The organism is Kocuria sp. SL71 (assembly GCF_026672465.1).
GTDB lineage: Bacteria > Actinomycetota > Actinomycetes > Actinomycetales > Micrococcaceae > Kocuria > Kocuria palustris.
Genome location: NZ_JAPPRE010000001.1, coordinates 986,555 through 1,013,480 on the forward strand (window position 1 = coordinate 986,555; position 26,926 = coordinate 1,013,480).

General features: G+C 70.6%; 22 protein-coding genes and 2 pseudogenes. 7 read left to right on the top strand and 17 right to left on the bottom strand.

Going from position 1 to position 26,926, the window contains the following annotated elements; genetic code table 11:
• Positions 1-6: 6 nt before the first annotated feature.
• The 5 genes from OVA15_RS04525 to OVA15_RS04545 form a co-directional block, all read right to left on the bottom strand.
• The gene (locus tag OVA15_RS04525; RefSeq protein WP_268143370.1) at positions 7-402 is read right to left on the bottom strand and encodes an FKBP-type peptidyl-prolyl cis-trans isomerase; all 396 of its coding nucleotides are present in this window, start codon (positions 400-402) and stop codon (positions 7-9) included.
• Positions 403-528: 126 nt separating this feature from the next.
• The gene (locus OVA15_RS04530; protein WP_268143372.1) at positions 529-2,274 is read right to left on the bottom strand and encodes an FKBP-type peptidyl-prolyl cis-trans isomerase; all 1,746 of its coding nucleotides are present in this window, start codon (positions 2,272-2,274) and stop codon (positions 529-531) included.
• A 153-nt stretch (positions 2,275-2,427) separates the two neighbouring features.
• Entirely contained in the window at positions 2,428-3,498 is a 1,071-nt protein-coding gene (locus OVA15_RS04535) for a tRNA (adenine-N1)-methyltransferase (RefSeq protein ID WP_053447415.1), read from the bottom strand.
• 256 nt (positions 3,499-3,754) lie between these two features.
• On the bottom strand, positions 3,755-4,894 hold the full coding sequence (locus OVA15_RS04540) for a site-2 protease family protein (protein ID WP_006215718.1): 1,140 nt from the start codon (positions 4,892-4,894) through the stop codon (positions 3,755-3,757).
• Between the two features lie 68 nt (positions 4,895-4,962).
• Positions 4,963-5,763, bottom strand: coding sequence for an HAD family hydrolase (locus tag OVA15_RS04545; protein ID WP_268143375.1), 801 nt, complete (start codon positions 5,761-5,763; stop codon positions 4,963-4,965).
• A gap of 128 nt (positions 5,764-5,891) precedes the next feature.
• Here OVA15_RS04545 and OVA15_RS04550 point away from each other — a divergent pair, with 128 nt between their 5' ends.
• Positions 5,892-6,785, top strand: a complete 894-nt coding sequence (locus OVA15_RS04550; RefSeq protein ID WP_206390207.1) for a PAC2 family protein — start codon at positions 5,892-5,894, stop codon at positions 6,783-6,785.
• 74 nt (positions 6,786-6,859) lie between these two features.
• On the opposite strand, the gene mshC is transcribed toward OVA15_RS04550, so the two are convergent.
• The 3 genes from mshC to OVA15_RS04565 form a co-directional block, all read right to left on the bottom strand.
• Positions 6,860-8,179, bottom strand: coding sequence for a cysteine--1-D-myo-inosityl 2-amino-2-deoxy-alpha-D-glucopyranoside ligase (mshC, locus tag OVA15_RS04555; protein WP_268143378.1), 1,320 nt, complete (start codon positions 8,177-8,179; stop codon positions 6,860-6,862).
• Positions 8,180-8,394: 215 nt separating this feature from the next.
• Positions 8,395-9,249, bottom strand: a complete 855-nt coding sequence (locus OVA15_RS04560; protein ID WP_024290403.1) for an undecaprenyl-diphosphate phosphatase — start codon at positions 9,247-9,249, stop codon at positions 8,395-8,397.
• Positions 9,250-9,403: 154 nt separating this feature from the next.
• Positions 9,404-9,709 carry a hypothetical protein gene (locus tag OVA15_RS04565; RefSeq protein WP_053447417.1) on the bottom strand — a complete coding sequence of 102 codons (306 nt, stop codon included), beginning with the start codon at positions 9,707-9,709 and terminating at the stop codon, positions 9,404-9,406.
• Between the two features lie 93 nt (positions 9,710-9,802).
• Between OVA15_RS04565 and OVA15_RS04570 the strand changes: the two genes are divergently transcribed.
• Positions 9,803-9,994: a DUF5703 family protein gene (locus OVA15_RS04570; protein WP_006215724.1), complete on the top strand. Its 192-nt coding sequence runs from the start codon at positions 9,803-9,805 to the stop codon at positions 9,992-9,994.
• Between the two features lie 155 nt (positions 9,995-10,149).
• Here the strand turns inward: OVA15_RS04570 and OVA15_RS04575 are convergent, their stop codons facing one another.
• The 5 genes from OVA15_RS04575 to arc form a co-directional block, all read right to left on the bottom strand.
• Entirely contained in the window at positions 10,150-11,487 is a 1,338-nt protein-coding gene (locus tag OVA15_RS04575) for a M20/M25/M40 family metallo-hydrolase (RefSeq protein ID WP_053447418.1), read from the bottom strand.
• A 110-nt stretch (positions 11,488-11,597) separates the two neighbouring features.
• Positions 11,598-13,076: a Pup--protein ligase gene (gene pafA / locus OVA15_RS04580; protein WP_204781781.1), complete on the bottom strand. Its 1,479-nt coding sequence runs from the start codon at positions 13,074-13,076 to the stop codon at positions 11,598-11,600.
• A gap of 4 nt (positions 13,077-13,080) precedes the next feature.
• Positions 13,081-13,290, bottom strand: a complete 210-nt coding sequence (locus OVA15_RS04585) for a ubiquitin-like protein Pup (RefSeq protein ID WP_006215727.1) — start codon at positions 13,288-13,290, stop codon at positions 13,081-13,083.
• Positions 13,291-13,393: 103 nt separating this feature from the next.
• Positions 13,394-15,031 (bottom strand): depupylase/deamidase Dop, encoded by a 1,638-nt coding sequence (gene dop, locus OVA15_RS04590; RefSeq protein WP_268143383.1) that lies wholly within the window; start codon positions 15,029-15,031, stop codon positions 13,394-13,396.
• Positions 15,028-16,749, bottom strand: coding sequence for a proteasome ATPase (gene arc / locus OVA15_RS04595; RefSeq protein WP_268143385.1), 1,722 nt, complete (start codon positions 16,747-16,749; stop codon positions 15,028-15,030). Before arc ends, dop begins: the two co-directional genes overlap by 4 nt.
• A gap of 231 nt (positions 16,750-16,980) precedes the next feature.
• On the opposite strand from arc, the gene OVA15_RS04600 reads away from it, so the two are divergent.
• The 5 genes and pseudogenes from OVA15_RS04600 to OVA15_RS04620 all read left to right on the top strand — a co-directional run bounded on the left by OVA15_RS04600 (position 16,981) and on the right by OVA15_RS04620 (position 22,446).
• A complete protein-coding gene (locus tag OVA15_RS04600) occupies positions 16,981-18,192 on the top strand; it encodes an MFS transporter (RefSeq protein WP_268143387.1) in 1,212 nt (403 codons plus the stop codon).
• Positions 18,193-18,273: 81 nt separating this feature from the next.
• Entirely contained in the window at positions 18,274-20,139 is a 1,866-nt protein-coding gene (gene ggt / locus OVA15_RS04605) for a gamma-glutamyltransferase (RefSeq protein WP_268143389.1), read from the top strand.
• Positions 20,140-20,195: 56 nt separating this feature from the next.
• Positions 20,196-21,295, top strand: a pseudogene (locus OVA15_RS04610) (maleylacetate reductase).
• Positions 21,292-22,191, top strand: a complete 900-nt coding sequence (locus OVA15_RS04615) for a dioxygenase family protein (RefSeq protein WP_268143390.1) — start codon at positions 21,292-21,294, stop codon at positions 22,189-22,191. The pseudogene OVA15_RS04610 and the gene OVA15_RS04615 overlap by 4 nt, the downstream one beginning before the upstream one ends.
• A gap of 87 nt (positions 22,192-22,278) precedes the next feature.
• Entirely contained in the window at positions 22,279-22,446 is a 168-nt protein-coding gene (locus tag OVA15_RS04620; RefSeq protein WP_171004129.1) for a hypothetical protein, read from the top strand.
• A 134-nt stretch (positions 22,447-22,580) separates the two neighbouring features.
• On the opposite strand, the gene purU is transcribed toward OVA15_RS04620, so the two are convergent.
• The 4 genes and pseudogenes from purU to OVA15_RS04640 form a co-directional block, all read right to left on the bottom strand.
• Positions 22,581-23,480 carry a formyltetrahydrofolate deformylase gene (purU, locus tag OVA15_RS04625; protein ID WP_268143391.1) on the bottom strand — a complete coding sequence of 300 codons (900 nt, stop codon included), beginning with the start codon at positions 23,478-23,480 and terminating at the stop codon, positions 22,581-22,583.
• Entirely contained in the window at positions 23,375-23,875 is a 501-nt protein-coding gene (locus OVA15_RS04630) for a sarcosine oxidase subunit gamma (RefSeq protein WP_268145611.1), read from the bottom strand. The genes purU and OVA15_RS04630 overlap by 106 nt, the downstream gene beginning before the upstream one ends.
• Before the next feature lie 42 nt (positions 23,876-23,917).
• On the bottom strand, positions 23,918-24,130 hold the full coding sequence (locus tag OVA15_RS04635) for a hypothetical protein (protein ID WP_268143393.1): 213 nt from the start codon (positions 24,128-24,130) through the stop codon (positions 23,918-23,920).
• Positions 24,123-26,642 (bottom strand): annotated as a pseudogene (locus OVA15_RS04640) (glycine cleavage T C-terminal barrel domain-containing protein); the annotation flags it as partial. The pseudogene OVA15_RS04640 and the gene OVA15_RS04635, both read right to left, overlap by 8 nt.
• Positions 26,643-26,926: the final 284 nt, after the last annotated feature.

Consider the following 26,926-nt stretch of genomic DNA (forward strand, 5'->3'; position numbering starts at 1 on the left):
GCTGCGTCAGCGCACGTCGACGAGGTCGACGACGAAGATCAGGGCCTCGTTCGGGCCGATGGCGCCGCCTGCGCCGCGCTCCCCGTAGGCCATGGACGACGGGATCTCGAGACGACGGCGTCCGCCCACGCGCATGCCCAGCAGACCCTGGTCCCATCCCTCGATGACCTGGCCGATGCCGACCGTGAAGTCCAGCGGCTGGCCGCGGTTCCACGAGGCGTCGAACTCCTCGCCGGTCGAGTGGGCCACGCCGACGTAGTGGCAGGAGACCTGCTTGCCGGGCTCCGCCACAGCGCCCTTGCCCTCGATCAGGTCGATCGACACGAGCTCGGTGGGGGCATCGCCCTCGGGGAAGTCCACCTCGGGCTTGGAGCGGTCGAGATTTCGCTGTCCGAAGGACACGGTTTCCTCCTGGGGGTTCGGTTGCAGGATCTCTGGGGTGGGAGATCGACGGTCGCACGGCCTGGAGCGATGCGACGCGGACTGTGCGACCAGGATAGCCGGACCTGACCATCAGCGGCCTGCGGATCAGCCCTCGGCGGACGCCTGGTCGTCGGCGGTCGCGGAATCCTCCGAACCGTCCGTCGCGTCGCCGGTCGCCGGCGCCTCCGGCTGCTCGGCGGATTCGGTGGCGCCGAGGATGTCCACGACGAACAGCAGGTCGCCGGCGGGGCTGCCGCTGCCGTCGGCATCGACCTCCTCCTGGGTGCCGTAGGCCTTGTCGGCGGGGATCGAGATCAGCACGCGCGAGCCGACCTTCTGGCCCTCCAGACCCTCCGACCAGCCCGGGATCACGGCCGAGAGCGGGAACGCGGTGGGGACGCCTCGCTCGTAGGAGGAGTCGAAGACCTCGCCGTCCTCCCAGCGCGCGCCGACGTAGTCCACCGCCACGGTGTCCTCGGCCTTGACCTCGGCGCCGTCGCCTGCGATCAGCGTCTGGGTGACGACGTCATCCGGCGCCTCGCCCGACGGCTTCTCGATCTGCGGGGTGCCGCTCTCGCCCTCCGAGACCTGCGGCAGGCCGTCGGTGCTGGCGGCCATCTCGCCCTCGGGCGAGTCCGGCAGGATCTCCTGGACGGTGTAGCGCACGGTGGTCTCCTGGACCTGCCCGGTGCCGTCGTCGGCGCTGGAGGTGATGTCCACGGAGGTCCCGACCCTGGCGTCGGCGAGCTGGTCGTGGAGGAACTGATCGCTCTCTGCCAGGTCGTCGTCGATGCGCATGACCTGGTCCTGCTCCTGCTGCGGCTCGCCGTCCGCGACCGGCGAGGTGCGCACCAGCAGGGTGTCGCCGTCCTCGACCTCCGCGCCGTCGCCCTCGTTGACCACGGAGGCGGTGGGATCGGGCAGGGGCTCCGGCTCGGGGGTGTCGTAGGAGGCCAGCAGGTCGACCACGAACACGAGGTCGCCGGCCGGGTACTCGGAGTCCTCGCCGAGCTCTTCAGCGGTGCCGTAGGCCTTCTCGGCGGGGATCGACATGATGACCCGCGAGCCGACCTTCTTGCCCTCGAGGGCCTCGGCCCAGCCCGGGATCATGGTGTCCAGCGGAAGAGCCGCCGGGGAGCCGGACTCGTAGGAGGAGTCGAAGACCTCTCCGTCCTCCCAGCGCACGCCGACATAGTCGGCCACGACGGTGTCGCCCTCGCCGATCTCCTCGCCGTCGCCCTCGATGAGGTACTCGGAGGTGACTTCGGACGGGGCCTTGCCCTCGGGCTTGGCGATCTGCGGGGCTCCGTCCTCCCCCTCGGTGACCGCCGGCAGCCCGTCGGGAGACTCCTTCATCTCGCCGTCGATGCCGCTGGGCACCTCGTCGATGATCTCGTAGACCTCCACTGCGGTGGAGTCATCGCCCTCGGTGCCGCTCTGCCCGGCCGTGGCGTCCGAGGAGTAGGCCACGACGCCGCCGACCTTCATGCCCTCCATGGCCTCGTAGAGCTCCGGGACCCGCTCCTTGAGGTCATCGTCGAAGGTGAGGACCTGACCGGCGCGCTGGGAGTAGGACTCCCCCAGCTCCGACTTGTCGCCGCCGCTGTAGATCGACATCTGGACCATCAGGGTGTCGCCGGGGTCGATGTCCTCGCCGTCGCCCTCGTCCAGGACCTTGGTCTCGTTGCCCTCGACCTTGATGGGGGTCTCGTAGTCGATCGAGGGGGCCTCACCGGCGGCGCGGTCCTCATCCGTCATCTCGACGGAGCGCAGTCCTCCGCCTCCCGAGCAGCCCACCAGGAGCAGGGCTGCGGACATCGCGGTTCCGGTGACGAGCAGGGGCTTGCGCACGTGTTCCTCCAGGCCGCGACCAGGGGCGGCATCTCGGTGGGGTCATCCCGGAAGCGAGGCGGCTTCCCAGGACGGACCGGTGGTCGGCGCACAGGCTATCGGTCGGGGCTGAATGCCGCCTGTGCCGACACTGGCGGCGCAGTTGGCCGGAGCTCAGTCCTGCGGATCCTGACGCGCCTGGGCATCCGCCTGCGCGGCGCGATCGGCCAGGTGGCGGGCGTCGCGACTGGCGCGTCGGGCCTTCTTGTCCGTGACCTCGCGCTCCCCCAGCGTCAGCGGGGTCCAGGCCTGCAGGTCCTCCTGGGTGTACTCGGACTTCGACGCACGCCGCTTGGGCGCCAGCCGGCGGGCGCCGTCGGCCAGGCGACGGGCGGTGATCAGGAACCCGGTGTGGGCGACCATGCGGTGGTCCGGGCGCACGGCCAGGCCCTCCACGTGCCAGCCGCGGACCATGGTCTCGTGCGCGTCGGGCTCGGTGTAGCGCCCGTCGGCGCGCATGGCCTCGGCCACCCGCGACAGCTGCGTCACCGTGGCCACGTAGCAGATCACCACGCCGCCGGGGACGAGCACCCCCGCGACGGCATCCAGGCACTCCCACGGCGCCAGCATGTCGAGCACCACGCGGTCCACGCTGCCGGGCTCCTCGCGCCGGCCGAGCTCCTCGGCCAGATCGCCGATGCTCAGCCGCCAGGCGGGGTGGGCTCCGCCGAAGAACGTCTCGATGTTGCCCTGGGCGACCTCCGCGAACTCCTCGCGGCGCTCGAAGGAGTGCAGGCTGCCCTCGTCGCCGATCGCGCGCAGCAGCGCGATCGACAGGGCTCCCGAGCCCACGCCGGCCTCGACCACGCGGGCGCCCGGGAAGATGTCGCCCATCGTGACGATCTGCCCGGCGTCCTTGGGGTAGACCACCGCGGCACCGCGCGGCATGGACAGCACGAAGTCCTTCATCAGCGGGCGAAGGGCCTGGTAGGCGATGCCCACGGAGTTCTCGACCACGGTGCCCTCGGGCTGCCCGATCAGCAGATCGTGCGGCAGGACGCCCTTGTGGGTCTGGTACTCCTGCCCGGCCGTGAGCGTGATCGTGGTCAGCTTGCCCCGGTCGTCCATGATCTGGATGCGCTCGCCCTCGCGCATGGGCCCGCGGCGGTTGATCGCCCCGGAGGGGCCGTGGGCGCGCTCGCCGGAGGTCTGCGGGGAGCTGGTGGGGGTGCTGGCCTCGGTCATGGACTGCCTTTCGCTGGCGGGAGAGCTCGCTGCACGAGCACGGGACGGGTGCGCCGGTGGCGGCTTCGAGGATTCGGGGCCGAGGCCCTGCGGGGCTTCGGCGACGGACATTGTCGCATCACCGCGCTCGACCGGCCGACCGCGACCGGCGCCCACAGGTCTCAGGCTCGGGACCGACGGGCGTCGGCAGTTCTCAGGCTCCTGGAAGAGGGGTGCGGCTGCGCCGCTTGCCTGGCGTCAGCCGGGTGCCTCGTGCTCAGCGTGCCGAGCCGTCCGGGCGGATCAGCCCGGATCGCTCGAGCTCGGCATTCAGACGCGCCGCCGACAGGGTGCCGATCACGGTGCCCTCGGCATCGACGACGACCATCACCGGGCTGGCGCAGCGCACCGCAGCCTCGAGCAGGTCGTGGCCGGAGAGCTCCTCGGGCAGGATCGCCGACGGGCGGATCGGCAGCAGGGCGCGGCTCAGCGGGGAGGCCGCGCGCTCGTGGGACGGCACGGCGCTGAGCCGGCCGCCGTCGAGCACGCCCACGGGGATGCCGTCCTCCATCCCGACGACCGAGGTGCCGGGCTCGAGCTGGGCTGCGGTCTGCTCGACGGCGCGCAGGCTCTGCCCGGCGGGGATGCCGACCGCCGGCTGGCTCAGGCCCAGGGCGGTGCGGCCCTCCATGGCCGCCGAGGCCTTCGAGCGCCGCAGGCCATCCGCGGCGCCGGAGACCAGCATCCACACGAGCAGACCCGCCACGATCAGGCTCAGGGGACGCTGCCACATCCCCAGCAGCAGCACTGCGGTCACGATCGCCACGGCGCACAGCCGACCCGTCCAGGCCGCGGCCACGGTGCCCATCCGCTCGCTGCCGGTCAGTCCCCACACCAGGCCCTCGACCACCCTGCCGCCGTCCAGCGGAAGGCCCGGGACGAGGTTGAACAAGCCCACCAGGAGGTTGGCGGTCGAGGTCAGCGACAGCACTGACCAGCCGATGCGGGCAACCATGGCGCCGTCGACCTGCGCGGCCTCCCCCAGCCCGGGCAGCAGCGCGAATCCGACCGCCGCGATCAGCAGGTTCACGATCGGACCCACGACCGACACGACCGTGGACGCCCACCAGCGCGGATTCGTGCGCCCGAAGGCCGTGTGCCCGCCGGCGATCGAGAGCACGATCCGATCCACGGGCCAGCCGAAGGCTCGGGCGGCACCGGCATGGGCCAGCTCATGCAGCAGCACGGAGACTCCGAGCAGAAGGCAGAAACCGAGGGCCACCGCGTAGGCGCCGAGGCCGAGCTCGGGCATCGACCGGCGCAGGACGGGGCCGTAGAGGAGCACGACCAGGAAGCTGATGATCAGCCAGGAGGACTGCAGGTGCAGCGGCATCCCGGCGATGCGCCCCAGGGGCACGGACCCGCGCGAGCCCCTCCGCCGCCGCGGCTGGGACGCCGGCGCTGCGCTGCCGGAAGGCGCCCTCGTCACGGGCGGCGCCGCTCGCGCTCGTCGACCCAGGTCCCGAGCGCTGCCGGGGTGACCTCGCTCAGGGAGCCGACCTCCCGGTCCAGGTCCACATCCGAGATGTCGATCAGGTTGGACACCCCGAGGACGAAGGCCCCGGAGCCGATGGCAGAGCGGATGCCGGTCAGCGAGTCCTCGATGGCGACCATCCGGCGGATGCTCAGCTCTTCGGGGTTCTCCTGGCGCTCGGAGACCAGGGCGGAGAGCCGACGGGCGGCGAAGACGTAGGGGGCCGGATCCGGCTTGACCGGCAGACCGATGTTGCCCGTGACGATCAGATCGAACAGCGGGCCGTCCCAGCTGATGGCGGGGTCCTCGCCGGAGGCGGCGATCACGCCGAGCTTCTCCACGACCACATCGGCCACCGGGGACTCGGAGTTGGTCACCAGCGCTGTGGGAATGCCCTCGCGCCGAAGGGCCACGAGCAGCTCCAGGGCCCCGGGGCGCAGCTCGAGCTCGCGGCGCACACCTGCGGCCACGCGCTCGCACAGGGCGTCGACGACCTCGCGCACGCTCAGCGGGATCCCGGCGCGGACCATGATCCGCCCGGTCTCCTCGAGGTCTCCGCCGACCACGCTCAGGGAGTCCTCATCCGTCCAGACGAGGCCGTGGGAGCCCATGAGGTCGGCCTCGGCGGCGAACCAGTGCGGCTCGGTGTCCACGAGAGTTCCGTCCATGTCCCACAGGACGGCGTGGGGGCGCGCGGAGGCCGCGGCGGCGGAAGCGGTCTCTGTCGCTGGATCGGGACTCGTCGGAAGCATGCTGGGATCCTATCGGCTCGCCCTGCCCCGGACCGGTACCGCGCCTGTGAAGTGATCGTGTGCGCTCACGGCGAGCAGCGGGCTCCCCGGCCGGGCGGACCGCAGGCCCCGCGCGTACAGTGAGTCGCGTGAGCGGATTCGACAAGACCTTCCCCCAGCCCGAGGCGGGCCCGTTCGGCATCGTGCAGGAGGCCGGATCGGGCGAGCGCGTGCGGGTGCTGATCGGTGCCTTCGAAGGCTGGAACGACGCCGGCGATGCGGCCACGGATGCCGTGAAGCTGCTGGCCGAGGCCTTCGGCGCGGTCGAGGACTTCGAGGTCAGCCCCGATGAGTACTACGACTACCAGTACTCGCGTCCGCGCATTGTCCGCTCCGCCACCGGCGAGTCCAGGATCGTGTGGCCGACCACGCGGATGCTGCGGGCCTCGGTGCCCGGGACCAACCTGGATCTGATCCTGCTGCACGGCTGGGAGCCGTCGTACCGGTGGTCCAGCTTCGCCGCCGAGATCTTGGAGCACGCGACCCAGCTCGAGGTGGACTTCGTGGTGATGGTGGGGGCGCTGCTGGCCGATGTGCCGCACACCCGCCCGATCCCCATCACCGTCACCTCGGAGACCGAGGAGCTGCAGCAGGAGCTCGAGATCACCGGCTCGGACTACGACGGCCCCACCGGCGTGGTCGGAGTGCTCAGCCACCTGGCCTCGATGTCCGGGATCCCCTCGCTGAGCCTGTGGGCCGCCGTGCCGCACTACGTGGCCCAGTCTCCCTCCCCCAAGGCGCAGCTGGCCGTGCTGCGCCGGCTCGAGGACCTCCTGAGGATCACGGTGCCCATGGACGCGCTGGTCGAGGACTCCGAGGCGTGGGAGCGAGGGGTGGACGATCTGGCCGAGGAGGACCCGGAGATCGCCGCCTACGTGGCCAAGCTGGAGGAGGCCAAGGACACCGCCGATCTCCCCGAGGCCAGCGGCGACGCGATCGCCCAGGAGTTCGAGCGCTTCCTGCGCCGCCGCGACCAGGGCTGAGACAGCCGCTGAACCGGCAAGGGGCCCGTGCGCATCTCGCGCACGGGCCCCTTCCTCATGTCCTGCAGCAGCTCCTAGAGGACGACGCCCAGCCGTGCCTCGATGGCCTGCCGCGCGAGGTCGTCTCCGGAGCCGCGCTGCCCGCCGACCAGCACCCCCTCGGCCCAGACGTCGATCGCCTCGATCGCCCGGGGCGAATCGAGGTCATCCGCCAGGGCGTCGCGCACCAAGTCGAGAGCATCGGCGAAGGAGCCCTCCACGGCGACGTCGGCGGCCATGCGCCAGCGCGTGAGACGCGCCTCGGCGCGGGTGAGGACGTCCTGGCTCCAGGACCAGTCCTCGCGGTAGTGCTGGGCCAGGATCGCCAGGCGGACAGCGGCAGGCTCGACGCCGCGCTCGCGCAGCCGCGAGACGAGCTCCAGGTTGCCCAGCGACTTGGACATCTTCTGCCCGTCCAGGCCGACCATCCCGGTGTGCACGAAGTTCCGGGCCATGGGCCGACCGGACAGCGCCCAACTGTGACCGGCTCCCATCTCATGGTGCGGGAAGACCAGGTCCGAGCCGCCGCCCTGGACGGTGAACGGCGCCGGCAGCAGCTTCAGGGAGATCAGCGAGCACTCGATGTGCCAGCCGGGACGCCCCTCGCCCAGCTCACCCCCCTCCCAGGAGGGCTCGCCCTCGCGGTGCACGCGCCACAGCAGCGGATCGAAGATGTCGCGCTTGCCCGGGCGCTCGGGATCGCCGCCGCGCTCGCCGAAGACCTCGAGCATCTCGTCGCGGGTGAGCCCGGAGATCTGTCCGAGGCTCCAGGGGCCGGGCGCGCCGTCCTCGTCGCCCTGCACCTTCGGCTGCAGCACCGGGATGATGCTGTCGCCGGCCTCGGCGACAGCGCGGACGTCGAAATAGACGTCGCCGTCCGGCTCGCCGTCCTCCCCCTGGACCCGATAGGCCAGGCCCTGGGCCAGGAGCCCCTCGACGGCCGGGACGATCCACTCGAGCGTCTCCGTGGCGCCCACGTAGTGCTGCGGCGGGATGACATTCAGCGCGGTCATGTCCTCGCGGAACAGGTCGGTCTGCTCACGGGCCAGATCACGCCAGTCCACGCCGTCGCGATCGGCGCGCTCGAGCAGGGGGTCGTCCACGTCGGTCACGTTCTGGACGTAGTCGACCGGCATCCCGGCATCGAGCCAGGCCCGATGCAGCAGGTCGAAGGCCACGTAGGTGCTGGCGTGGCCCAGGTGGGTGGCGTCGTACGGGGTGATGCCGCAGACGTACAGCGAGGCTCGCTCCTGCTGCGGCAGCTGCTCCACCTGCCGGGTCCGGGAGTCGAACACCGCGGGCGGGGCTGCCTGACCGGGAAGCTCGGGGACGGGGCGTGCGGACCAGGACTGCATTGTCACCTCTGGGGACGGTCGTACTGAAGATGGGGCGCGGAGACCTGACCGCGCGGGGTGCGCTCGCTCGGCGGGGCGAGCGCACGTCTCGTCCAGTCTCCCACGTCGGCCGAGTGCGAAGGACCCCGCCGCGCTCGGCTCCGCCTGCCGCGGCGGACGGCCGGGGCCCACGGGGGCGGATCGACGGGGTCCGGACGGGGCCTCGCAGCGGCGGATCAGCCGCCGGCGGTCAGCTCCGGCACCGCGGAGATCACGCCGGTGCCCAGGAGGATGAACAGCACGATGCCCAGGATGATCCGGTACCACACGAACAGCGAGTAGGAGCGGTTCGAGATGTAGTGCATGAACCAGCCGATGATCACATAGCCGATCACGAAGGCGACGATCGTGGCCAGGGCGGTCTGGGCCATCGAGTACGGCTGGGGCGACGGATCGACGATCTCCGAGGCCAGCTTGTAGAGCCCCGAGGCGAACACCGCCGGGATGGCCAGCAGGAAGGCGTAGCGGGCGGCGGCCTCGCGCTTGTAGCCCATGAGCAGGCCCGCGGTGATCGTGCCGCCGGAGCGCGAGACCCCCGGGATCAGGGCCATGGCCTGGGCGAAGCCGTAGAGCACGCCGTGCTTGACGTTGAGGTCCTCGAGGTCGCGGACCTGCTTGCCGATGTGATCGGCGATGCCCAGGATCACGCCGAAGACGATCAGCATGGTGGCCGTGATCCACAGGCTGCGCAGCGTGGTGTCGATCTGGTCCTCGAACAGCAGTCCCAGGATGCCGATGGGCAGCGAGCCAGCGATGATCAGCCATCCCATGCGGGCATCCGGATCGGAGCGATCCATCTTTCCCACGAGCGACAGCGCCCAGTGCTTGATGATCCGGACGATGTCCCGCCAGAAGTAGAGGATCACGGCGGTCTCGGTGCCGAGCTGCGTGATCGCCGTGAAGGCCGCACCGGGGTCCGCGGAGCCCGGGAGGAACTCCCCCACGATGCGCAGATGGGCGGACGAGGACACGGGGAGGAACTCCGTCAGGCCCTGGACCAGGCCGAGGATGATCGATTCAAGCCAATTCACGCCGCTCACCCTATGGCACGGCCCTGCGACTGCCCCCGAGGGACGCCGTGCGATTCCCGGCACACATGCGCCGACACCCACCCCACGACGACGAAGCCCCCGGTGATCGGGATCACCGGGGGCTTCGGATGCCGGACGTCAGCCGGCGGCGGGATCAGGCTCCGCGCTCGTCGTCGGAGTCGTCTTCCGCGTCGTCGTCGAAGTCCTCGAGGTCGTCCTCGTCATCCTCGAAGTCGTCGTCGTCCTCATCATCCTCGTCGTCTGCGAAGACGGTCAGAGGCGTGACCTCGTCGTAGTTCTCGTAGAGGGACTCCTCGTAGGCGTCGAAGGCATCGGCGATCGCCACGTAGGCGGCGTCGACCGAGGGGTCGTCCTCCCCGCGGCGATTGGACAGGGCGGCCAGGTGCTCTTCGAGGGCGGAGACGAGGGACTGGAGTGCGACGCGCGGATCGTTGCTCATGGACTCGACGTTACCGCCCCGAGGAGCAGAATGGGAGCGATGAGAGAGCAAGTCATCCAGAGTTCCCCTCGCGACCCCGGGGTGGGCCAGCCCATGCTCGACCCGCGCTTCGAGTACCTGGTGCTGACCGTCGGACCCGGAGAGCGCCTCGCCGACGCCCGCGCGAGAGTCGTCGAGCACGCCGAATACGGCAAATGGGAGCTGCACCGAGTGGTCCATCTCTACAGCGGGGCCCGCAAGCACTGGCTGCGCCGCCGGGTCATGCGCGTCGAGCGCACCCTCTGAGAGCAGTCAGCCAGCGCGTCGACGACACGGCATCAGCCCCATTCCCACCCCATCTCCATCGAGTGGCCGATTCGCCGCCGTCTCAGCCATGAACCGGTGACAACTCGGCCGCTCGACGGCTGGACGGGCCGGATTCGGCCGCTCGAGGGAGCGGCTCAGTAGCCGGTGAGCAGCGTGTGCAGGACGTCGGCGCCGAACTCGAGCGAATCGATCGGCACTCGCTCGTCGACCCCGTGGAACATGGCCGGGAAGTCGAGCTCATCGGGCAGGCGCAGCGGCACGAAGCCGTAGCCGGTGATCCCCAGCGGATCCAGCGCCTTGTTGTCCGTGCCCGCCGAGAGCATGTACGGCATGACCACGGCCTCCGGGTCGTGCTGCTTCAGCGAGGCGACCATGGCATCGACCACGTTGCCGGAGAACGGGACCTCGAGCCCGATGTCGTCGGCCTCGAACTCGAAGCGGATGCCCGCCCCCGCCAGCTCGCGCAGCTTCTCCAGCACGATCTCGCGCTGCTCCGGCAGGAAGCGCACGTCCAGCCCCGCCTCGGCGGTGCCGGGGATGACGTTGACCTTGTAGCCGGAGCTGAGCATGGAGGGGTTGGCCGTGTTCTGCAGCGTGGCACCGACGAAGCGGGCCACCGAGCCCAGCTCGTCGAGCATCCGCTGCGGGTTCTGCGGATCGAACTCCACGCCGGTCAGCTCCGTCACAGTGTCCAGGAACTGGCGCGTGGTCTTGGTCAGCTCGATCGGCCACTGGTACTCGCCGATGTTCGCCATGGCACGGGACAGCCGCGTGACCGGATTGTCGGTGTTGACCTGGGAGCCGTGCCCGGCGGTGCCGTCGGCGAACAGGCGCATCCACATGAGCCCCTTCTCCGCGGTCTGCAGCAGGTAGGCGCGCTGGCCGCCGATGTTCGCCGAGTAGCCGCCGACCTCCGAGATCGCGTCCGTCACGCCCTCGAAGAGCTCCGGGTGGTTGCGCACGACCCACTTGGAGCCGTACTCCATCCCGGCCTCCTCATCGGCGAAGAAGCCCAGCATGATGTCCCGCTTGGGCTTCTGGCCGGTGCGCACCATGTGCCGCACGACCGAGAGGATCATGGCGTCCATGTCCTTCATGTCCACGGCGCCGCGGCCCCAGATCATGCCGTCGCGGATCTCGGCGGCGAAGGGGTCCACGCTCCAGTCCTCGGCCACTGCAGGAACCACGTCCAGGTGTCCGTGCACCAGCAGGGCATCGGCCGACGGGTCCGTGCCCTCCATGCGCGCGAAGACGCTCGTGCGTCCCGGGGCGGATTCCACCATGGTGGCCGCCAGCCCGACCTCCTCGAGCAGCCCGGCCACGTACTCCGCGGCACGGCGCTCCCCCTTGGACTCGCCGCGCCCGTAGTTGGAGGTGTCGATCCGGATCAGGTTCCGGCAGATCTCGGCGGCCTCGTCATGGGCCGTGCCCGCTGAGCCGGCGGGGGTGGTCGAGGGGTTCGGGGTGTTCACGGAGAGCTCCTGAGGGGTTCGAGGGACGTGAGGGACCTGAGGCCATCGTCCGCCCGGGCCGGAGCAGGTGTCCAGCCCGGGCGGCGGCGGCCCAGGATCGGCCGCTCGGCTCAGACGGCCGGCGGCAGCGGCGAGGACGTGACCGCGGTGGTGCGCTCGGCGCGCAGCCGCTCGAGCAGCTGCTCGGCGGCCTCGTCGTGCGTGGCGAACGGGTCCCGCAGGGTCACCACGCGCTGGGCCGGCCCGTTGACCTTCATGTTGACCCAGTCGGCCGTGAAGTGGACGCCGGCCTCCATGCCCGCCTGCACGAGCGCACCGCGCAGGGCCGCGCGCGTGGCCGGGGGCTGGTCGACGGCCGCCTCGGCCTCGGATCCGTCGGTGCCCGGCAGCCTGGCTGCCATGCCCCGTTCCTCCAGCATGCGGAACAGGCCGCGGCCCGGGGCGATGTCGTGGTAGGTCAGATCCAGCTGGGCGGCGCGCGGGTGGCTGTAGTCCGCACCGGCTCGCTCGGCCCACGAGTCGATGAGCTTCTTCTTGATGGCCCAGTCGATCTCGGTGTCGATGAGCGAATGGTCGCCGCTCTCGACGGCCTCCAGGGACCGCGCCCACAGTTCCAGCAGCCAGTCCACTCGGTCGTGGTGCGCGCCGTTGGCCTGCACGAAGCGGGAGACCACCTCCCAGTACTCGCGCTGCAGGTCCAGTGCCGAGCGGGTGCCGCCCTCGCGCATGGCCACCTGGAAGGTGCCGGTCAGATCATGCGAGATCTGACGCAGCGCCATGGCCGGCGAGTTCAGCGTGCGGTCCTGCAGCGGCTGACCGGACTCGATCACCCGCAGCATCAGATCCGTCACGCCCAGGCGCAGCGCCGTGGTGGTCGTCGACATCGTCGAGTCCCCCACGATCACGTGCAGGCGGCGGAAGCGCTCGGAGTCCCCGTGGGGCTCGTCGCGGGTGTTGATCAGCGGCCGGGCGCGCGTGGTCGAGGACGACGCGTCCTCCCAGATGTGATCGGCGCGCTGCGAGAACGAGTACGAGGCCTCGCCCTGCCCGCCGCCGAACGTCTGGCCCTCGCCGAAGCCGACGGGTCCGTTCGGGTGGATGCGCCCGGTGCCCGAGTAGAGCTGCCGGGTGACCAGGAACGGGATCAGGCTGGCCACGAGGCGCGCGAAGCGGGTGTCCCGCCCGATCATGTAGTTCTCATGCGAGCCGAACGAGTTGCCGGAGCTGTCCACATTGGTCTTGAACAGGTAGACCGATCCCCCCGTGCCGTCGGCGGCCAGCTTGGCCTCCAGGGCCTGGCGCATCCGGTCGACGATCAGCTCGCCGGCGCGGTCCTGCGCCACGATGTCCTGGAGGTTCGCGCACTCGGCGCTGGCGTACTCGGGGTGCGCGCCGACATCCAGGTAGAGCCGGGCGCCGTTGGGCAGGAACAGGTTCGAGGACCTGCCCCACTCCACGATCGGGTGGAAGAGCAGTCGGGCCGCATCGTCCGGGCTCAGCGTGCGCGCAGGCTCCCCGGAGGGGGCGTCCCCGCGCGGCGTGTGGATGATCCCGAACTCGGTCTCGACGCCGATGATCCGCTGATCCATCGGATCACTGACCGCCCTTCTGGACGAAGCCCTTCACGAACTCCTCGGCATTGGCCTCGAGGATCGAGTCGATGTCCGCCAGGAAGTCATCGGCCTGGCTGCTGCGGGCCTGGGCCGCCTCCGAGGGCGCCCCGCCGCCGCTGGGGGCCGGGCCCGTGGGCTCGACGTCCTCGTCGCGACGCTGCGGCTCGTTGTGCTGGATGCGCTCTGCCATGTTCGTTCTCCTTCGATGTTCGCTGCTGTGCGCGGCCGTCGGGCGGTCGCTGCGTGTGCGGTGCCATGCGCCCCGGCTGAGGCCAAGGACCACGGAGGCTGTGTCAGCCGATGCGGGCGGAGACCTCCACCAGATCGGGTCGATCCCGCTGCATCCGCTCGATGAACTCCTCGATGTCGGCTGCGGCCCACCAGTCCTGCGTCTGCTCCCGGGTCAGCTCGGTCGGCTCGGGCATGGTGATCCGCGCACCGCGGCGCAGTCCGGGGAGCTCCACGGCGATGGTCTCCCAGCCGGCGGCGATGACGTCGTCGGGGAAGCGCGCCACGAGGCGGCCGCGGAAGTTCGCGCGAGTGTCGGCCGGCGGGGTCCACATGGCCTGGCGGATCTCCTGCTCGTCGAAGAGGCGCCGCATCCGCCCGGCCGCCTCGAGCTTGCCGTACAGGCTTTTGTCCGGGCGGACGTCGTGGTACTGCAGGTCGATCATGACCAGCTTGGCGTCGTCCCAGCGCAGGCCTCCGCGCTCGCGGTAGCCCAGCAGCAGCTTGAGCTTGGCCAGCCAGTCCAGGCGGTCCGCCATGGCCATGGGGTCGGTCTCCAGCGTATCGAGGGTCTCGCGCCACATCTGCAGGACCTCGGCGGTCTCCGGATCGGGGCTCGCTCCGTCGGCGCTCTCCATGTCCTCGGCGGCCTCGAGGTACATCCGCTGGATCTGGATCCCGGTCAGCGGCTCGCCGTCACGACGGCCCACCGCGGCCTGCAGCGACGGGTCGTGGCTGATCTGATGCAGCGCCATCACCGGCTCGGTGAGCTCGATCCTGGGTTGCAGGCCCTGCTCCACCAGGCGCAGCACGAGGGACGTCGTGCCGAACTTGAGCACCTGCGCCCAGTGGGACAGGTTGGCGTCGCCGATGATGACGTGCAGACGGCGGTAGCGCTTCTGATCCGCGTGCGGCTCGTCGCGCGTGTTGACGATGGGCCGGCGCACGGTGGTCTCCAGCCCCACCATCCGCTCGAAGAAGTCCGCGCGCTGGCTGATCTGGAAGCCGGCCCTCTCGCTGCCGGGGCCCAGCCCCACGCGTCCGGCACCGCACATGACCTGGCGCGAGGCGAAGAAGGGCAGCAGTGCGGCGGTCAGGGCGTCGTCGTCGATGTCGCGGGGCACCGTGTAGTTCTCGTGCGTGCCGTACGAGGACGACTTGCCGTCGGTGTTGTTCTTGTGCAGCAGCACGGGCTCCTGGTCGCTGGCCTCCGCGGTGGCCTGCAGCGTGGCCACGATCTCGGCCGCCACACGGTCTCCGGCGAGATCGTAGAGGGCTGCATCGCGCGGGGTGAGGACCTCGGGCGAGGAGTACTCGGGATGCGAGTGGTCCACGTAGAGCCGGGCGCCGTTGGGCAGGACCGTGTTCATCACGACCTGCGGCGTCTGCTCGGACCACAGCCCGGACTCGGTCAGCGCCTCGGCCGCGATCTCCTCCGAGGTCAGCACCGGGGCCACGTCCGTGAGCTGGGTGGGGTGGGCCTCTGCCCTGGACATCTCGAAGCCGCGGGCATCGCGCAGCGGGGTCTCCGAGCTGTAGTCGAAGTCCACGGTCCGGTCCACGCGCGAGCCGAGCTCGCGGGCCACCAGGGCTGCGTAGGCCGTCACTGCCCGCGTGGAGAGCAGGGTCGAGTTGGCCTTGGGGCTGCCCGGTGCCAGGATCCCGAACTCGGTCTCGGCCCCCATGATGCGGCGCACGGTCATGACTGCTCTCCTGCCCCGTCGGTCGGTGCGGAAGCGGCTGCAGCGCGCGAGCCGCGGTGCAGCACGAAGCGCAGGTCCGCGATGGTGTCCTTGCGGCGCCCGGAGATCCGGGCCCACTCCTCCGGATCGGAGGTGTCCGGAAGGTCCTGCTGCTCCAGGAACTCCTCGGCCACCGCTCGGCGCAGGTGCTCCTGGGACAGGCCGCGCACCTGGTCGGTGAGCAGGTCCTTGATCGCCATCTTCTTGGCGCGGTCCACCACGTTGCGGATGACCGCGCCCGAGGTGAAGTCCGAGAACCACAGGGTCTCGCGCGAGCCGTCCCGGTAGGTGATCTCCAGGAAGCGCGTGGAGTCGTCCTGGGCGTACATGGACGACACGCCCACCTCGATGAGCTGCTCCAGGGCCGCCTCGCGGGAGCCGGCGGCGATGACCTCCTCCTGGCGCAGCGGCAGCGTCTCGGTGAGGTAGAGCCCGAAGATCTCCCGTGCGCCTTCGACGGTGGGGCGGTCGATGCGGATCTTGGCGTCGAGTCGGCCGGGGCGCAGCACGGCCGGGTCGATCATGTCCTCGCGGTTGGTGGCGCCCACGATGATCACGTTGTCGAGCTTCTCGACGCCGTCCATCTCCGTGAGCAGCTGCGGGACGATCGTGGTCTCCACGTCCGAGGAGACCCCCGAGCCGCGCGTGCGGAACAGCGACTCCATCTCGTCGAAGAACACCACGACGGGCACGCCGGAAGCGGCCTGCTCGCGGGCGCGGGAGAAGATCTGGCGGATCTGGCGCTCGGTCTCGCCCACGTACTTGTCCAGCAGCTCCGGGCCCTTGATGTTCAGGAAGTACCCCTTGGCCTCCTTGCGCCCCGACTGCTCGGCGGCGCGCTCGGCCAGGGAGCGGGCCACGGCCTTGGCGATCATGGTCTTGCCGTTGCCGGGAGGCCCGTAGAGCAGGATGCCCTTGGGCGGGGTCAGCTGATGCTGGCGGTAGAGCTCGGGGTGCAGGAAGGGCAGCTCCACCGCGTCCTGGATCGCCTCGATCTGCGGGCCCAGGCCGCCGATGTCCGTGTAGCGGATGTTCGGGACCTCCTCCAGGACCAGCTGCTCCATCTCCTGGCGCTCGACGAGCTCCAGGGCCATCCCGTTGCGGGAGTCGATCGAGACCATCTGGCCCGGGCGCGGCTTGGCCTTGCGCAGGGCGCCGGACATGCGCAGGACGCGGTCGTCGCCGGAGCGTCCGCCCACGACCAGCCGGGTGGCGTCAAGGACCTCCTGGACCGGTGCCAGCTCGCCCGACTGCTCGTAGCCCAGCACGGCGACCACGGTCGAGTTCTCGTTCATGAGCACCTGGCGACCGGGCTCCAGCTGTCCCGCCGTGGCGATCAGCGGCGAGACGGGGCAGCGCACGAGCCGCCCGGAGATGTGGACGTCAGCGGTCAGGGTCGCCGAGCCCACCGTGGTGGACGGCGGGACCACGCGCACCAGGGTGGCGATCGTCAGCGGGACCTCGACCTCGTTGGCCAGGAACTTCTTGAGCTGCTCGATCTGGCCGCGGGCGGACTCCAGGGCGGTGCGCAGCTTCTGGTTCTGATCGCCGGCCGTGGCCAGCTGCCGGTCCAGATTGCGCTTCTCGTCCCGGACCAGAGCGACCTGCCGACGGGCGGTGGCCAGCGCATGGTCCTGCGCCGTGCCGTGGGGGTCTGCTCCGGAGGTCGATTCGGTCATCGTCGAAGGTCATCCTGATCTCGCCGTGAGGGGCGTACGGTGCTGTGGGTGCTGGGGCGGCCGGCTCGCGGCCGCACTGCCGAGCATGTGTCTAAGGTTCACCTTATGCCTGTCCATGCCCTGCGTCACACTCAGACCAGCAATTGACACAGTCGCCAGCACTGATTCGATCAGGCGTATCGATCTTCGGCCTCTGCCGGAGGAGGACACGAGGCAGGGAGGGGAGCTCGCATGTCGGTGAGCCTACCTGAGGAGGGGTTCGCGGCGGGGTCGTCGGGCTATCGCCGAGTGCTCGCAGTGCTCGCGCTGGGCGGTCTGGCGAACTTCGCGCTGATCTACTTCGTGCAGCCGCTGCTTCCCGAGTTCGCGCGCGTGTTCGGCATCGAGGAGGGCGCCACGGGGGCCGCGCTGTCCGCCACGACCCTGGCGATGATCCTGGGACTGCTCATGGCGGGGCCGCTGGCCGATCATCTGGGGCGCATCTGGGTGATGGCCGGGTCGCTGATCCTCTCCGGGGCGCTCAGCGCCCTGTGCGCGGTGGCCCCGAGCTGGGAGGTCTTCCTGATCCTGCGCGCCGCCGCGGGCATCGCCCTGGCCGGGCTGCCTGCGATCGCGCTGGCGTATCTGCGCGAGAAGGTGGCCGCCTCCGCCCACGCCAAGGCCAACGCCATCTACATCATGGGCACGGGCCTGGGCGGAGCGGCCGGCCGGCTGCTGCCGGGACCGCTGTCCGGGCTCGGCGGCTGGCAGCTGGTGAGCCTGGTGCTCGGGGTGTTCTCGGTGCTCGTCGGAGTGGCCGTGGTGGTCCTGCTGCCGGGTGATCGACCCACGCGGTTCCCCTTCTCGGTGCTCGACATCGCCACGGGGACGTTCAGCCTGCTGCGCAGCGGACGGATCGCCCTGGTGTGCGGCCTCGGCTTCTCCTCCATGGCCGTGTTCGTGGGGGTCTACAACGCGGTGTCGCTGCGGCTGGAGGCCGAGCCGTTCGCCATGAGCCCCGAGCAGGCGGCAGTGCTCTACCTGGCCTACCCGGCCGGTCTGCTGGCACCCGCCTTGTCCCGGCGTCTGGCCGAGCGCACGGGGCGGCCTGTGGCGGTCATGCTCGGCATCGCGGCCATGGCCGCAGGCGCCGCGCTCACGACCCCGGACGCCGTGCTGCCCATCCTGCTGGGACTGGGCCTGCTGACCTTCGCGTTCTTCTCCGCCCACTCCGTGGCCAGCGGATGGGCGGTGGACGGCGCGCACCGCGCAGGTCTGGACACCGCGCGCGCCTCGAGCCTGTACCTGATCTTCTACTACGCCGGCAGCTCGGTCTCCGGGACGCTGTCCACCCACATCTGGAGCGCCGGCGGCTGGTTCGGGGTACTGGGGATGATGGGCGTGTGGATCGTCCTGGGCCTGGCCTGCGCCCTGGTGCTGGCGCGGCAGGAGCGCTCGCGCTGAGCCGTCCTCCGCCCTGCTCGCCGTCGGAGCGTAGGGTGTTCTGCATCACACCCGAGGAACGAGTGCTCAGCGGAGGCGGAGATGACGCAGCACAGCACCGGACGGATCACCCGACGATCGGCCCTCGCAGCCGGGGCGGCACTGGGGGCCGGTGCCCTGGGTGCGAGTCAGGCGATGGCGGCAGCTCCAGGGCCTGAGGCACCAGTCCCGTCAGATCCCGGGCTGGGCTCCGCGCCCGAGCCGCTGAAGCTCAACGAGGCGGTCGGCACCACCGCTGCCGTGTCCTGCGTGGACCCGTACGCCAGCGACATCGGCCTGAGCATCCTGCAGGGCGGCGGCAGCGCGATGGATGCCGCCGTGGCCATGGCAGCCGCGCTCGGGGTCACCGAGCCGTACTCGTGCGGGATCGGCGGCGGCGGCTTCCTGCTCTACCGCGATGCCGCCACCGGCCTGGTGCACACGATCGACGGCCGCGAGACGGCCCCCATGAGCTATACCGAGACCCAGTTCACCGACGCCTCGGGCGCCGAGCTGGACTTCGACGCCGTCGTGAACTCCGGTCTGTCCATCGGGGTGCCAGGCACCCCGGCCATGTGGGCCCTTGCCGCCGAGCACTTCGGGACGCTTCCGCTGGGTGCGCTGCTGGAGCCGGCCGAGCAGCTGGCTCTGCACGGATTCGTCGTGGATCAGCACTTCCACGATCAGACGCAGGAGAACGCCGAGCGCTTCTCCCGCTTCCCGGAGACCGCCCGTGTCTTCCTGCGCGACGGCAGGGCGCCGGAGGTCGGCACCGCGTTCGCCAACCCGGAACTGGCCGACGTCTACCGGCGACTGCGCACCGAGGGCGTCGAGACCTTCTACCGCGGCGAGATCGGCGCCGCAGTTCTCGCCGAGGCCAATGCTCCCTCGACGGTCGCAGGCAGGGAGGTCCAGGGCAGCCCCATGACGGCGGAGGATCTGGGCTCCTACGTCCCCGTCCTGCGAGCGCCCACGGTCAGCCAGTACCGCGGGATGCTCGTGTTCGGGATGCCTGCGCCGAGCTCGGGAGGCGTGGCCGTGGGCGAGATCCTGAACCTGCTCGAGCACTACGAGCTGCGCACCGGGATCGGCCTGGCCCAGCTGGGCGAGACCGACTACCTGCACCGCTTCTCGGAGGCCTGCGCCACGGCCTTCGCAGATCGCAACCGCTGGGTGGGCGATGTCGCGGACGTGCCGTACGCCGAGCTGCTCGGCGACGGCTTCGCTGCCGAGCGCGCCGAGATCATGCGGCCGTCGTCGGCCCGGCCCCGTCCGATCCTGTTCGGCTGGCCCGACGGCGACTACACGACGACCCCGCCGGCCGGCGCAGCGCAGCAGGAGCCGTACGAGGGGCAGTCGACCACGCACCTGAACGTCGTGGATCAGTGGGGCAACGCGGTGTCCTACACGCTGACGATCGAGCAGACGGGCGGCTCCGGCATCACGGTGCCCGGCCACGGGTTCCTGCTGAACAACGAGCTGACGGACTTCAACTTCGTGCCCGTGACTCCCGGAGTGCCCGATCCGAACCTGCCGGGCCCAGGCAAGCGGCCGCGCTCGTCGATGGCGCCCACGATCATCACCGACGCCGCCGGGCTGCGCCTGGTGGTCGGCACCCCCGGCGGGGCCACGATCATCACCTCGGTGGCCCAGATCATCGCCGGTCACTTCGAGCGGGCGCTGCCGCTCGTAGACGCGATCGCCGCCCCGCGACTGAGCTCGCGCAATGACGAGGACGGCGAGGACACCGACCTGGGTCTGGCCGGATCCCCCGCCGGGCGCGGACTCACCGGACTGGGGCACCACCTGGCCCCGCGCGAGGAGAAGGACTGGATCGGCAACGCCTCCGGGATCAGCCGGGAGGCGATCGGGCTGGTGGCGGCCGCCGAGACGGTGCGCGGAGGCGGAGGGGCGGCTCGCGCGTGGTGAGGCGATGGCCGTCTCCGCCTCGATCCCGTTCGCACCCCCTCAAAGAGCCTGTGCACATGAGCCTGGGGTTCACCCACACCACACTGCCCCAGCGCGTGCTCTGCGGGTCCGGCCGCGGCGCCGAGCACCTGGAGGCAGAGGTCCGGCGCCTGGACGCGCAGCGGGCCATGGGCATCGCCGGTGAGCGCGAGCTCGAGATGGCCCGCGGGATCGCCTCACGGATCGACGTGGCCCTGTGGCACGACGAGGTCGAGATGCACGTGCCCGTCGAGGTGGCCGAGCGCGGGCGTGCCGCGGCCGCCGAGCACGGGATCGACCTGCTGGTCAGTGTGGGCGGCGGGTCCACAACCGGGCTGGCCAAGGCCATCGTACTGATCAGCGGCGTGCCGATCATCGCCGTGCCCACCACCTACGCCGGCTCCGCACCGACGTCTGGGGGCTGACGGAGAGCGCCCGCAAGACCACCGGCGTCGATCAGCGGGTGCTGCCGCAGGCGGTCATCTACGACGCACAGCTGACCATGTCCATGCCGACCGAGCTGTCCGTGGCCTCCGGGCTCAATGCGTTGGCGCACTGCATCGACGCACTGTGGGCACCGCGGGCCGATCCGATCAACGCCGCCCCGGCAGGGGAGGCGATCCGGGCCCTGAGCCAGGGGCTTCCCGCCGTGGCCGCCGACGGCGAGGACGTCGACGGACGCGATCGGACCCTCTACGGCGCCTACCTGGCGGCGGTGTCCTTCGCCTCGGCCGGCTCGGCCATGCACCACAAGATCTGCCACGTCCTGGGCGGAACCTTCGATCTGCCGCACGCCCCCACGCACGCGACGGTGCTGCCGTACGTGCTGGCCTTCAACATGTCCCATGCCCCGGAGGCCGCCGACCGGATCGCGGCGGCCTTCGGCAGCTCCACCGCGCTCGAGGGCCTGCAGCAGCTGCGACGGGTGCTCGATGCCCCGCAGCGGCTCTCGGATCTGGGCTTCACGGCCGAGGGGATCCCCGAGGCCGTCGAGATCGCCCTGCCAGCCATCCCCGCCGACAATCCCCGCCCGGTCACGCAGGAGAACCTGAGCGAGCTGCTCACCGCCGCCCTGAACGGCGACGACCCGCACACGCTGGTCTCCGCGACCGGCGCAACCGAAGGAGACCCGTCATGAGCACCCAGCCCGAGATCAGCCCCGAGCAGACCGCGGTCGAGGAGGACCTGATCGAGCGCGTCCTGGCCTCCTTCGCCCAGACGCAGGATCCGCGCCTGAAGACCGTGATGGAGTCGCTGACCCGGCACCTGCACGCGTTCATCCGCGACGTGCGCCTCACCGAGGACGAGTGGAACGCGGCGATCGAATTCCTCACCGCCGTCGGTCACATCACCGATGACCGGCGTCAGGAGTTCGTGCTGCTCTCGGACGTCCTGGGAGCCTCCATGCAGACCATCGCGGTGAACAACGAGGCCTACGAGAATGCCACCGAGGCCACGGTCTTCGGACCGTTCTTCGTGGAGGACGCCCCCGAGATCCCCATCGGCGGCGATATCACCGGCGGTGCCTCGGGTCAGCCCTGCTGGGTCGAGGGAACGGTCACCGACACGTCGGGCCAGCCCGTCCCCGGGGCCCGGATCGAGGTCTGGGAGGCCGACGACGACGGGTTCTACGACGTCCAGTACACCGACGGCCGCGTGGCCGGGCGCGCTCACCTGCAGGCCGACGACGAGGGCCGCTACTCGTTCTGGGCCCTGACGCCCACCCCGTACCCCATCCCGCACGACGGTCCGGTCGGACAGCTGCTGGAGAGGGTCGGCCGCTCCCCCGTGCGGGCGGCGCATCTGCACTTCATGGTCACCGCACCGCAGCTGCGCACGCTGGTCACGCACATCTTCGTGACCGGGGACCCTCAACTGGAGATCGGCGACTCGGTCTTCGGCGTGAAGGATTCACTGATCAAGGACTTCGTGGAGCAGCCGGCGGGCACGCCTGGTCCGGACGGCCGTGACCTGGGCGATCAGACCTGGGCCAGGGCGCGGTTCGACATCGTGCTCGCCCCGGAGAATGCCTGAGAATCCGCCTGAGGCCCCTGTCTGGCGCCTGGCGGCGGGCCTAAGCTGATCCCGATCTGCCCCGCGAACCGAAAGGAGAGGACCACGATGTCCCCTCGCAACCAGGATTCCGACCCGGCGCTGACCGGCGGCGCCGACGACGCCGTCGAGGAGGCCCGCAACATCCAGGAGATGGACGAGGCCCAGGAGCCCGCCGATGAGGGCGTCGGCGCCATGACCGATGACCAGGATCGCGACCCCGACACGCAGAACTGAAGCCCTCTCCCACCACGACGGCCGCCGCCTCGCCTTGAGCGAGACGGCGGCCGTCGTCGTCTGATCGATCTCTTGTATAACGTTCGCGGTCGATCGTTGTACAAGCCCCTCTCCTGATCAGCTCTGGGGAACCCCTACAGCAGGACGACCGTCCTGTTCCCGTTGAGGAAGACCCGCCCCTGGCAGTGCCACTTCACGGCATCGGACAGCGCCTTGCGCTCGGTGTCGCGCCCGGCGGCGACCAGGTCCTCCGGGCCGAAGGTGTGATCCACGGCCAGGACCTGCTGGGCGATGATCGGGCCCTCGTCGAGCTCGGCGTTGACGTAGTGCGCGGTGGCGCCCACGGTCTTCACGCCGCGCTCGAAGGCCTGGTGATAGGGCTTGGCGCCCTTGAACGACGGCAGGAACGAGTGGTGGATGTTGATCACCCGGCCCTCCATCCGGGTGGCCAGTGAGTCGCTGAGCACCTGCATGTAGCGGGCCAGCACCACCAGATCGACCTCGAAGCGATCCACCAGGTCGAGCAGCTTCTGCTCGGCCTCCGGCTTGGTCTCGGGGGTCACGGGGACGTGGAAGAACGGGATGCCGTGCCACTCCACCAGCGACTGGTGATCGCGGTGATTGGACACCACGGCCACGATCTCCACGGGTAGCTCCCCGGTGCGCTCGCGGTAGAGCAGGTCGTTGAGGCAGTGACCGAACTTGGAGACCATGATCAGCACCCGGCGCCTGGCGCCGTGGCGGACCAGCTCCCAGGGCATCTCGAACCGCTCGGCCACAGGCGCCAGGCGCTGCTCGAGCATTGCGGGATCCAGCGGGGCTTCGCCGGTGGGGGCCACGCGCACCCGCATGAAGAAGCGGCGGGTGCGCTGATCGTCGAACTGGTCGAGCTCGATGATCGTGCAGTCGTTGTCGTAGAGCACCTCACTCACGGCGTGCACGATGCCCGCGGCCTCCGGGCAGGACAGACTGAGGACCAGGAGGTCGTCGCTCGGGCCGACGGGAACTGCCGTCGTCGTGGTGCGCGGGTCCATCGGGCCACCTCCTTCGATCCGAAGTCGGTCATCCCGTCCAGGAACCAGCGCGCCGTGTGCTCGGCGAACGACGCCCGCGGCATGATGCGCCAGGTCTGCTCGCCCGTCCGCCACAGCAGCACCTGCACGACCCCGTAGTTGGTCGACACCGCGTGATCCACCGGGAAGGCCCGGGGATGCAGATCCATGCGGCAGCCCTTCTCCAGCACGGCACGGGCTGAGGGTCCGGAGACCTCGATCGTCGTGCGGTTGGCCGAGACGTCGACGGTCTGACCGCGGGCCTCGTGCTCCTCGAGGACGCCCGCCAGCTGGGCCGTCAGCTCCTCCGACAGCAGGCCACCGCCGGTCATGGCGTCGGGCTGGACCACTGTGAACTCGTCGGGCCCGTTCCACAGGACAGCGGTGGCTTCCGTCGGGCCGGTGACCTGACCGACGCCCTACGGCAGCGCGACGCCCAGCTGCGACTCGATCGCCGCGGCCTCCGGCGTGCCGGGGGTGACGTGCAGGGCGATCAGCGTGAGGAAGGGGATCTCCCGGATGCTGACGCCGCGCTCGCCGGTCACCTCAGTCTGGGCGGCCATCTCCTCGCGCAGATCGTGCAGCGGGCTGCGCCGCAGGGCGGCGATCTCGGGTGCGGTGGTCTCAGCCATCTCGGCAGTTCCCTTCGGGGTCGTAGAGGACGGGTTCGGCGATCACGACGTCGACGGTCCGATCGACCAGCGGCGCCTGGAGCGTGTCGCCGATCCGCTGACGACCGTTGCGCACCAGGGCCAGGCCGAATGTCCGACCCAGAGCTGCGCTGCGGTAGGCCGAGGTGACATGCCCGACCATCGGCACGGGCCCGTCCTGCAGTGTGATCGGCGTGCCGGCCTCGACGAGCTGGGCGCCCTCCGGGATCGGCTCGTCGTGATCGACGGGCAGGACGGCGACCAGCTGCTTGCGGTCCTCACGGGAGGTGTCCTCGCAGGCGTAGGAGCGGTTGCCGATGAAGTCCTTCTTGGTCGAGACCACCCGCGACATCCCCAGGTCCTGCGGGGTCACGGTGCCGTCGGTGTCCTGTCCGACGATCGGGAAGGCCTTCTCGGCTCGCAGCAGGTGCATGGTCTCGGTGCCGTACGGGGTGATCCCGTAGTCGGCACCCGCCGCGGCGACGTCCTCCCAGACCCTGTGGCCGTACCAGATCGAGATGTTGATCCCGTAGGCCAGCTCGCCGGAGAACGAGATCCGGCAGATCCGCGCAGGAATGGCCGAGGCCAGCGTGGTCTCGCGGAACTCCATGAAGCCGAAGGCCTCCTGGGAGACGTCCAGCTCCGGGGCCATCCGTGCGACGACCTCCCTGGACTTGGGCCCCACGACGGCGACCGTCGCGTACTGCTCCGTCACGGAGGTGAAGACGACATCGAGCTCGGGCCACTCCGTCTGGGACCACTCCTCGAGCCAGTTCAGCACGTCGGCAGCCCCGCCAGTGGTGGTGGTCATCAGGTAGCGCTTCTCGTCCAGGCGCAGGGTGACGCCGTCGTCGAAGACCAAGCCGTCGGCGTGGCACATGACGCCGTAGCGGCCCTTGCCCGGAGCCAGCTTCTTGAACGCGTTGGTGTAGATGCGATTAAGGAACTCCCCCTCATCCGTCCCGCGGATCTCGATCTTGCCGAGCGTGGTGGCGTCCATGAAGCCCACGGACTCGCGCACCGCCGCGCATTCGCGCAGCACGGCCGCCTCCATGTCCTCGCCGGGCTGCGGGTAGTACCAGCGCCGCTTCCACTGCCCCACGTCCTTGAACTCCGCGCCGTGGGCCACGTGCCAGGGGTGGATGGCGGTGACGCGGGTGGCATCGAGCATCTGGCCGCGGCGCCGCCCGGCCAGTGCCGCGAAGGCCTCCGGCGTGTAGGGCGCACGGTAGGTGGTGGTCCCGATGCCGCCGACGTCCGGGTCCTTCAGCGCCGCGGCGATCACGCCGATCGAGCTGACGCCGCTCGTCTTGCCCTGGTCGTTGGCGGTGGAGATCGAGGTGTAGCGCTTGACGTGCTCGACCGAGCGCATGCCGGCGCCGGTGGCCCGCAGGACGTCGGCGGCGGTCTGATCGCGCTGCAGGTCCACGAAGTGCCGGTCCCAGCGGTCCTCGGGCTGGCCGGAGGGGATCAGCCACAGCTGGCGCCCCGGCCCGTACTCGCGGGCCTTGGCCTGGATGGCGCGCGCCTGGACCGAGAACCCCGTGCGACGAGCGGCCTCGGCCCCCGCCTCGGCGCCTGCGCTCAGGCAGCCGGCCAGGTCGCGCGTGCCCGTGAGCATGCCGACGACCTGCTGATCCTGCACCGGGGCTGCGGGGATGAAGCCCGACAGCTGCGCGTCCCAGTTCAGCCTGCCCTGGCGCTGGCTGTGCATGTGGACCACCGGGGACCAGCCGCCGGCCACGGCCAGCAGATCGGTCGAGAGGGTCTCGGCCTCGCCGACGGGGGCGCCGTCGGCATCGATGGAGCTCACGGTCACGGTGCTGATCCGGCCGTCGGGCCCATCGCCGGCGGTGCCGATCACAGCGCTTCCGGTGCGGGCCTCGACACCTGCGGCAGCGGCCGCCTGCGCGGCGAACTCGCTGAGCTCCGTCCGGGCATCCACGACGCCCGCGACCTGCACCCCGGCCGCGGCCAGGTCGGCGACCAGCTCGTAGGCGGAGTCGTCGGTCGCGAAGATCACGGGAGACTGCCCCGCCGCCACAGCCCACCGGTTGAGGTAGGCGCGCACGGCCGAGGCCAGCATGATCCCGGGGCGGTCGTTGTCCTGGAAGACGACCGGGCGCTCATGCGCGCCGGTGGCCAGCACGACCTGCCGGGCGCGGATGTGCCAGGTCCGCTCGCGCGAGACTCCCGGCCCGGGGCTGGTCGGCAGGTGATCGGTGCGCCGCTGCAGGGCCACGACGTAGTTGCCGTCGTAGCAGCCCAGGGCGGTCGTGCGCTCGAGCACGAGGGTCTCGGGAGCGGCCTCGAGCTCGGCCCGGACCTGCGCGATCTACTCGTGGGCGCGCAGCCCGTCGATCTCGGTGCCCCGGTCGTCGAGCAGAGTGCCGCCGAGCTGCGAGTCCTCGTCGATCAGCACCACGCGCGCGTCGGAGGCGGCGGCCTCACGGGCCGCGGCCAGACCGGCCGGACCGGCGCCCACGATCACGACGATCATCGCCGGGGTAATCATGCCGATGATGCTGCCGACGCGGTCCGCGTTGAACATGCCGGCGATGATCACCATGAGGACCATCAGGGCCGAGCCCACCCACAGCGGCAGGCCGAACTGCTGGTTCAGGTTCGATCCGGCGCCGGCGAGCATCACGAAGCCGATGCAGAACTGGGCTGCGGACAGTCCGTAGTCCATGAACCTCGAGACCAGCGACGTGGTGATCGAGTCGAAGACCTTGCCGTGCGTCTGGGCCCGGAAGTAGCTGCCGTACTGCAGGATCG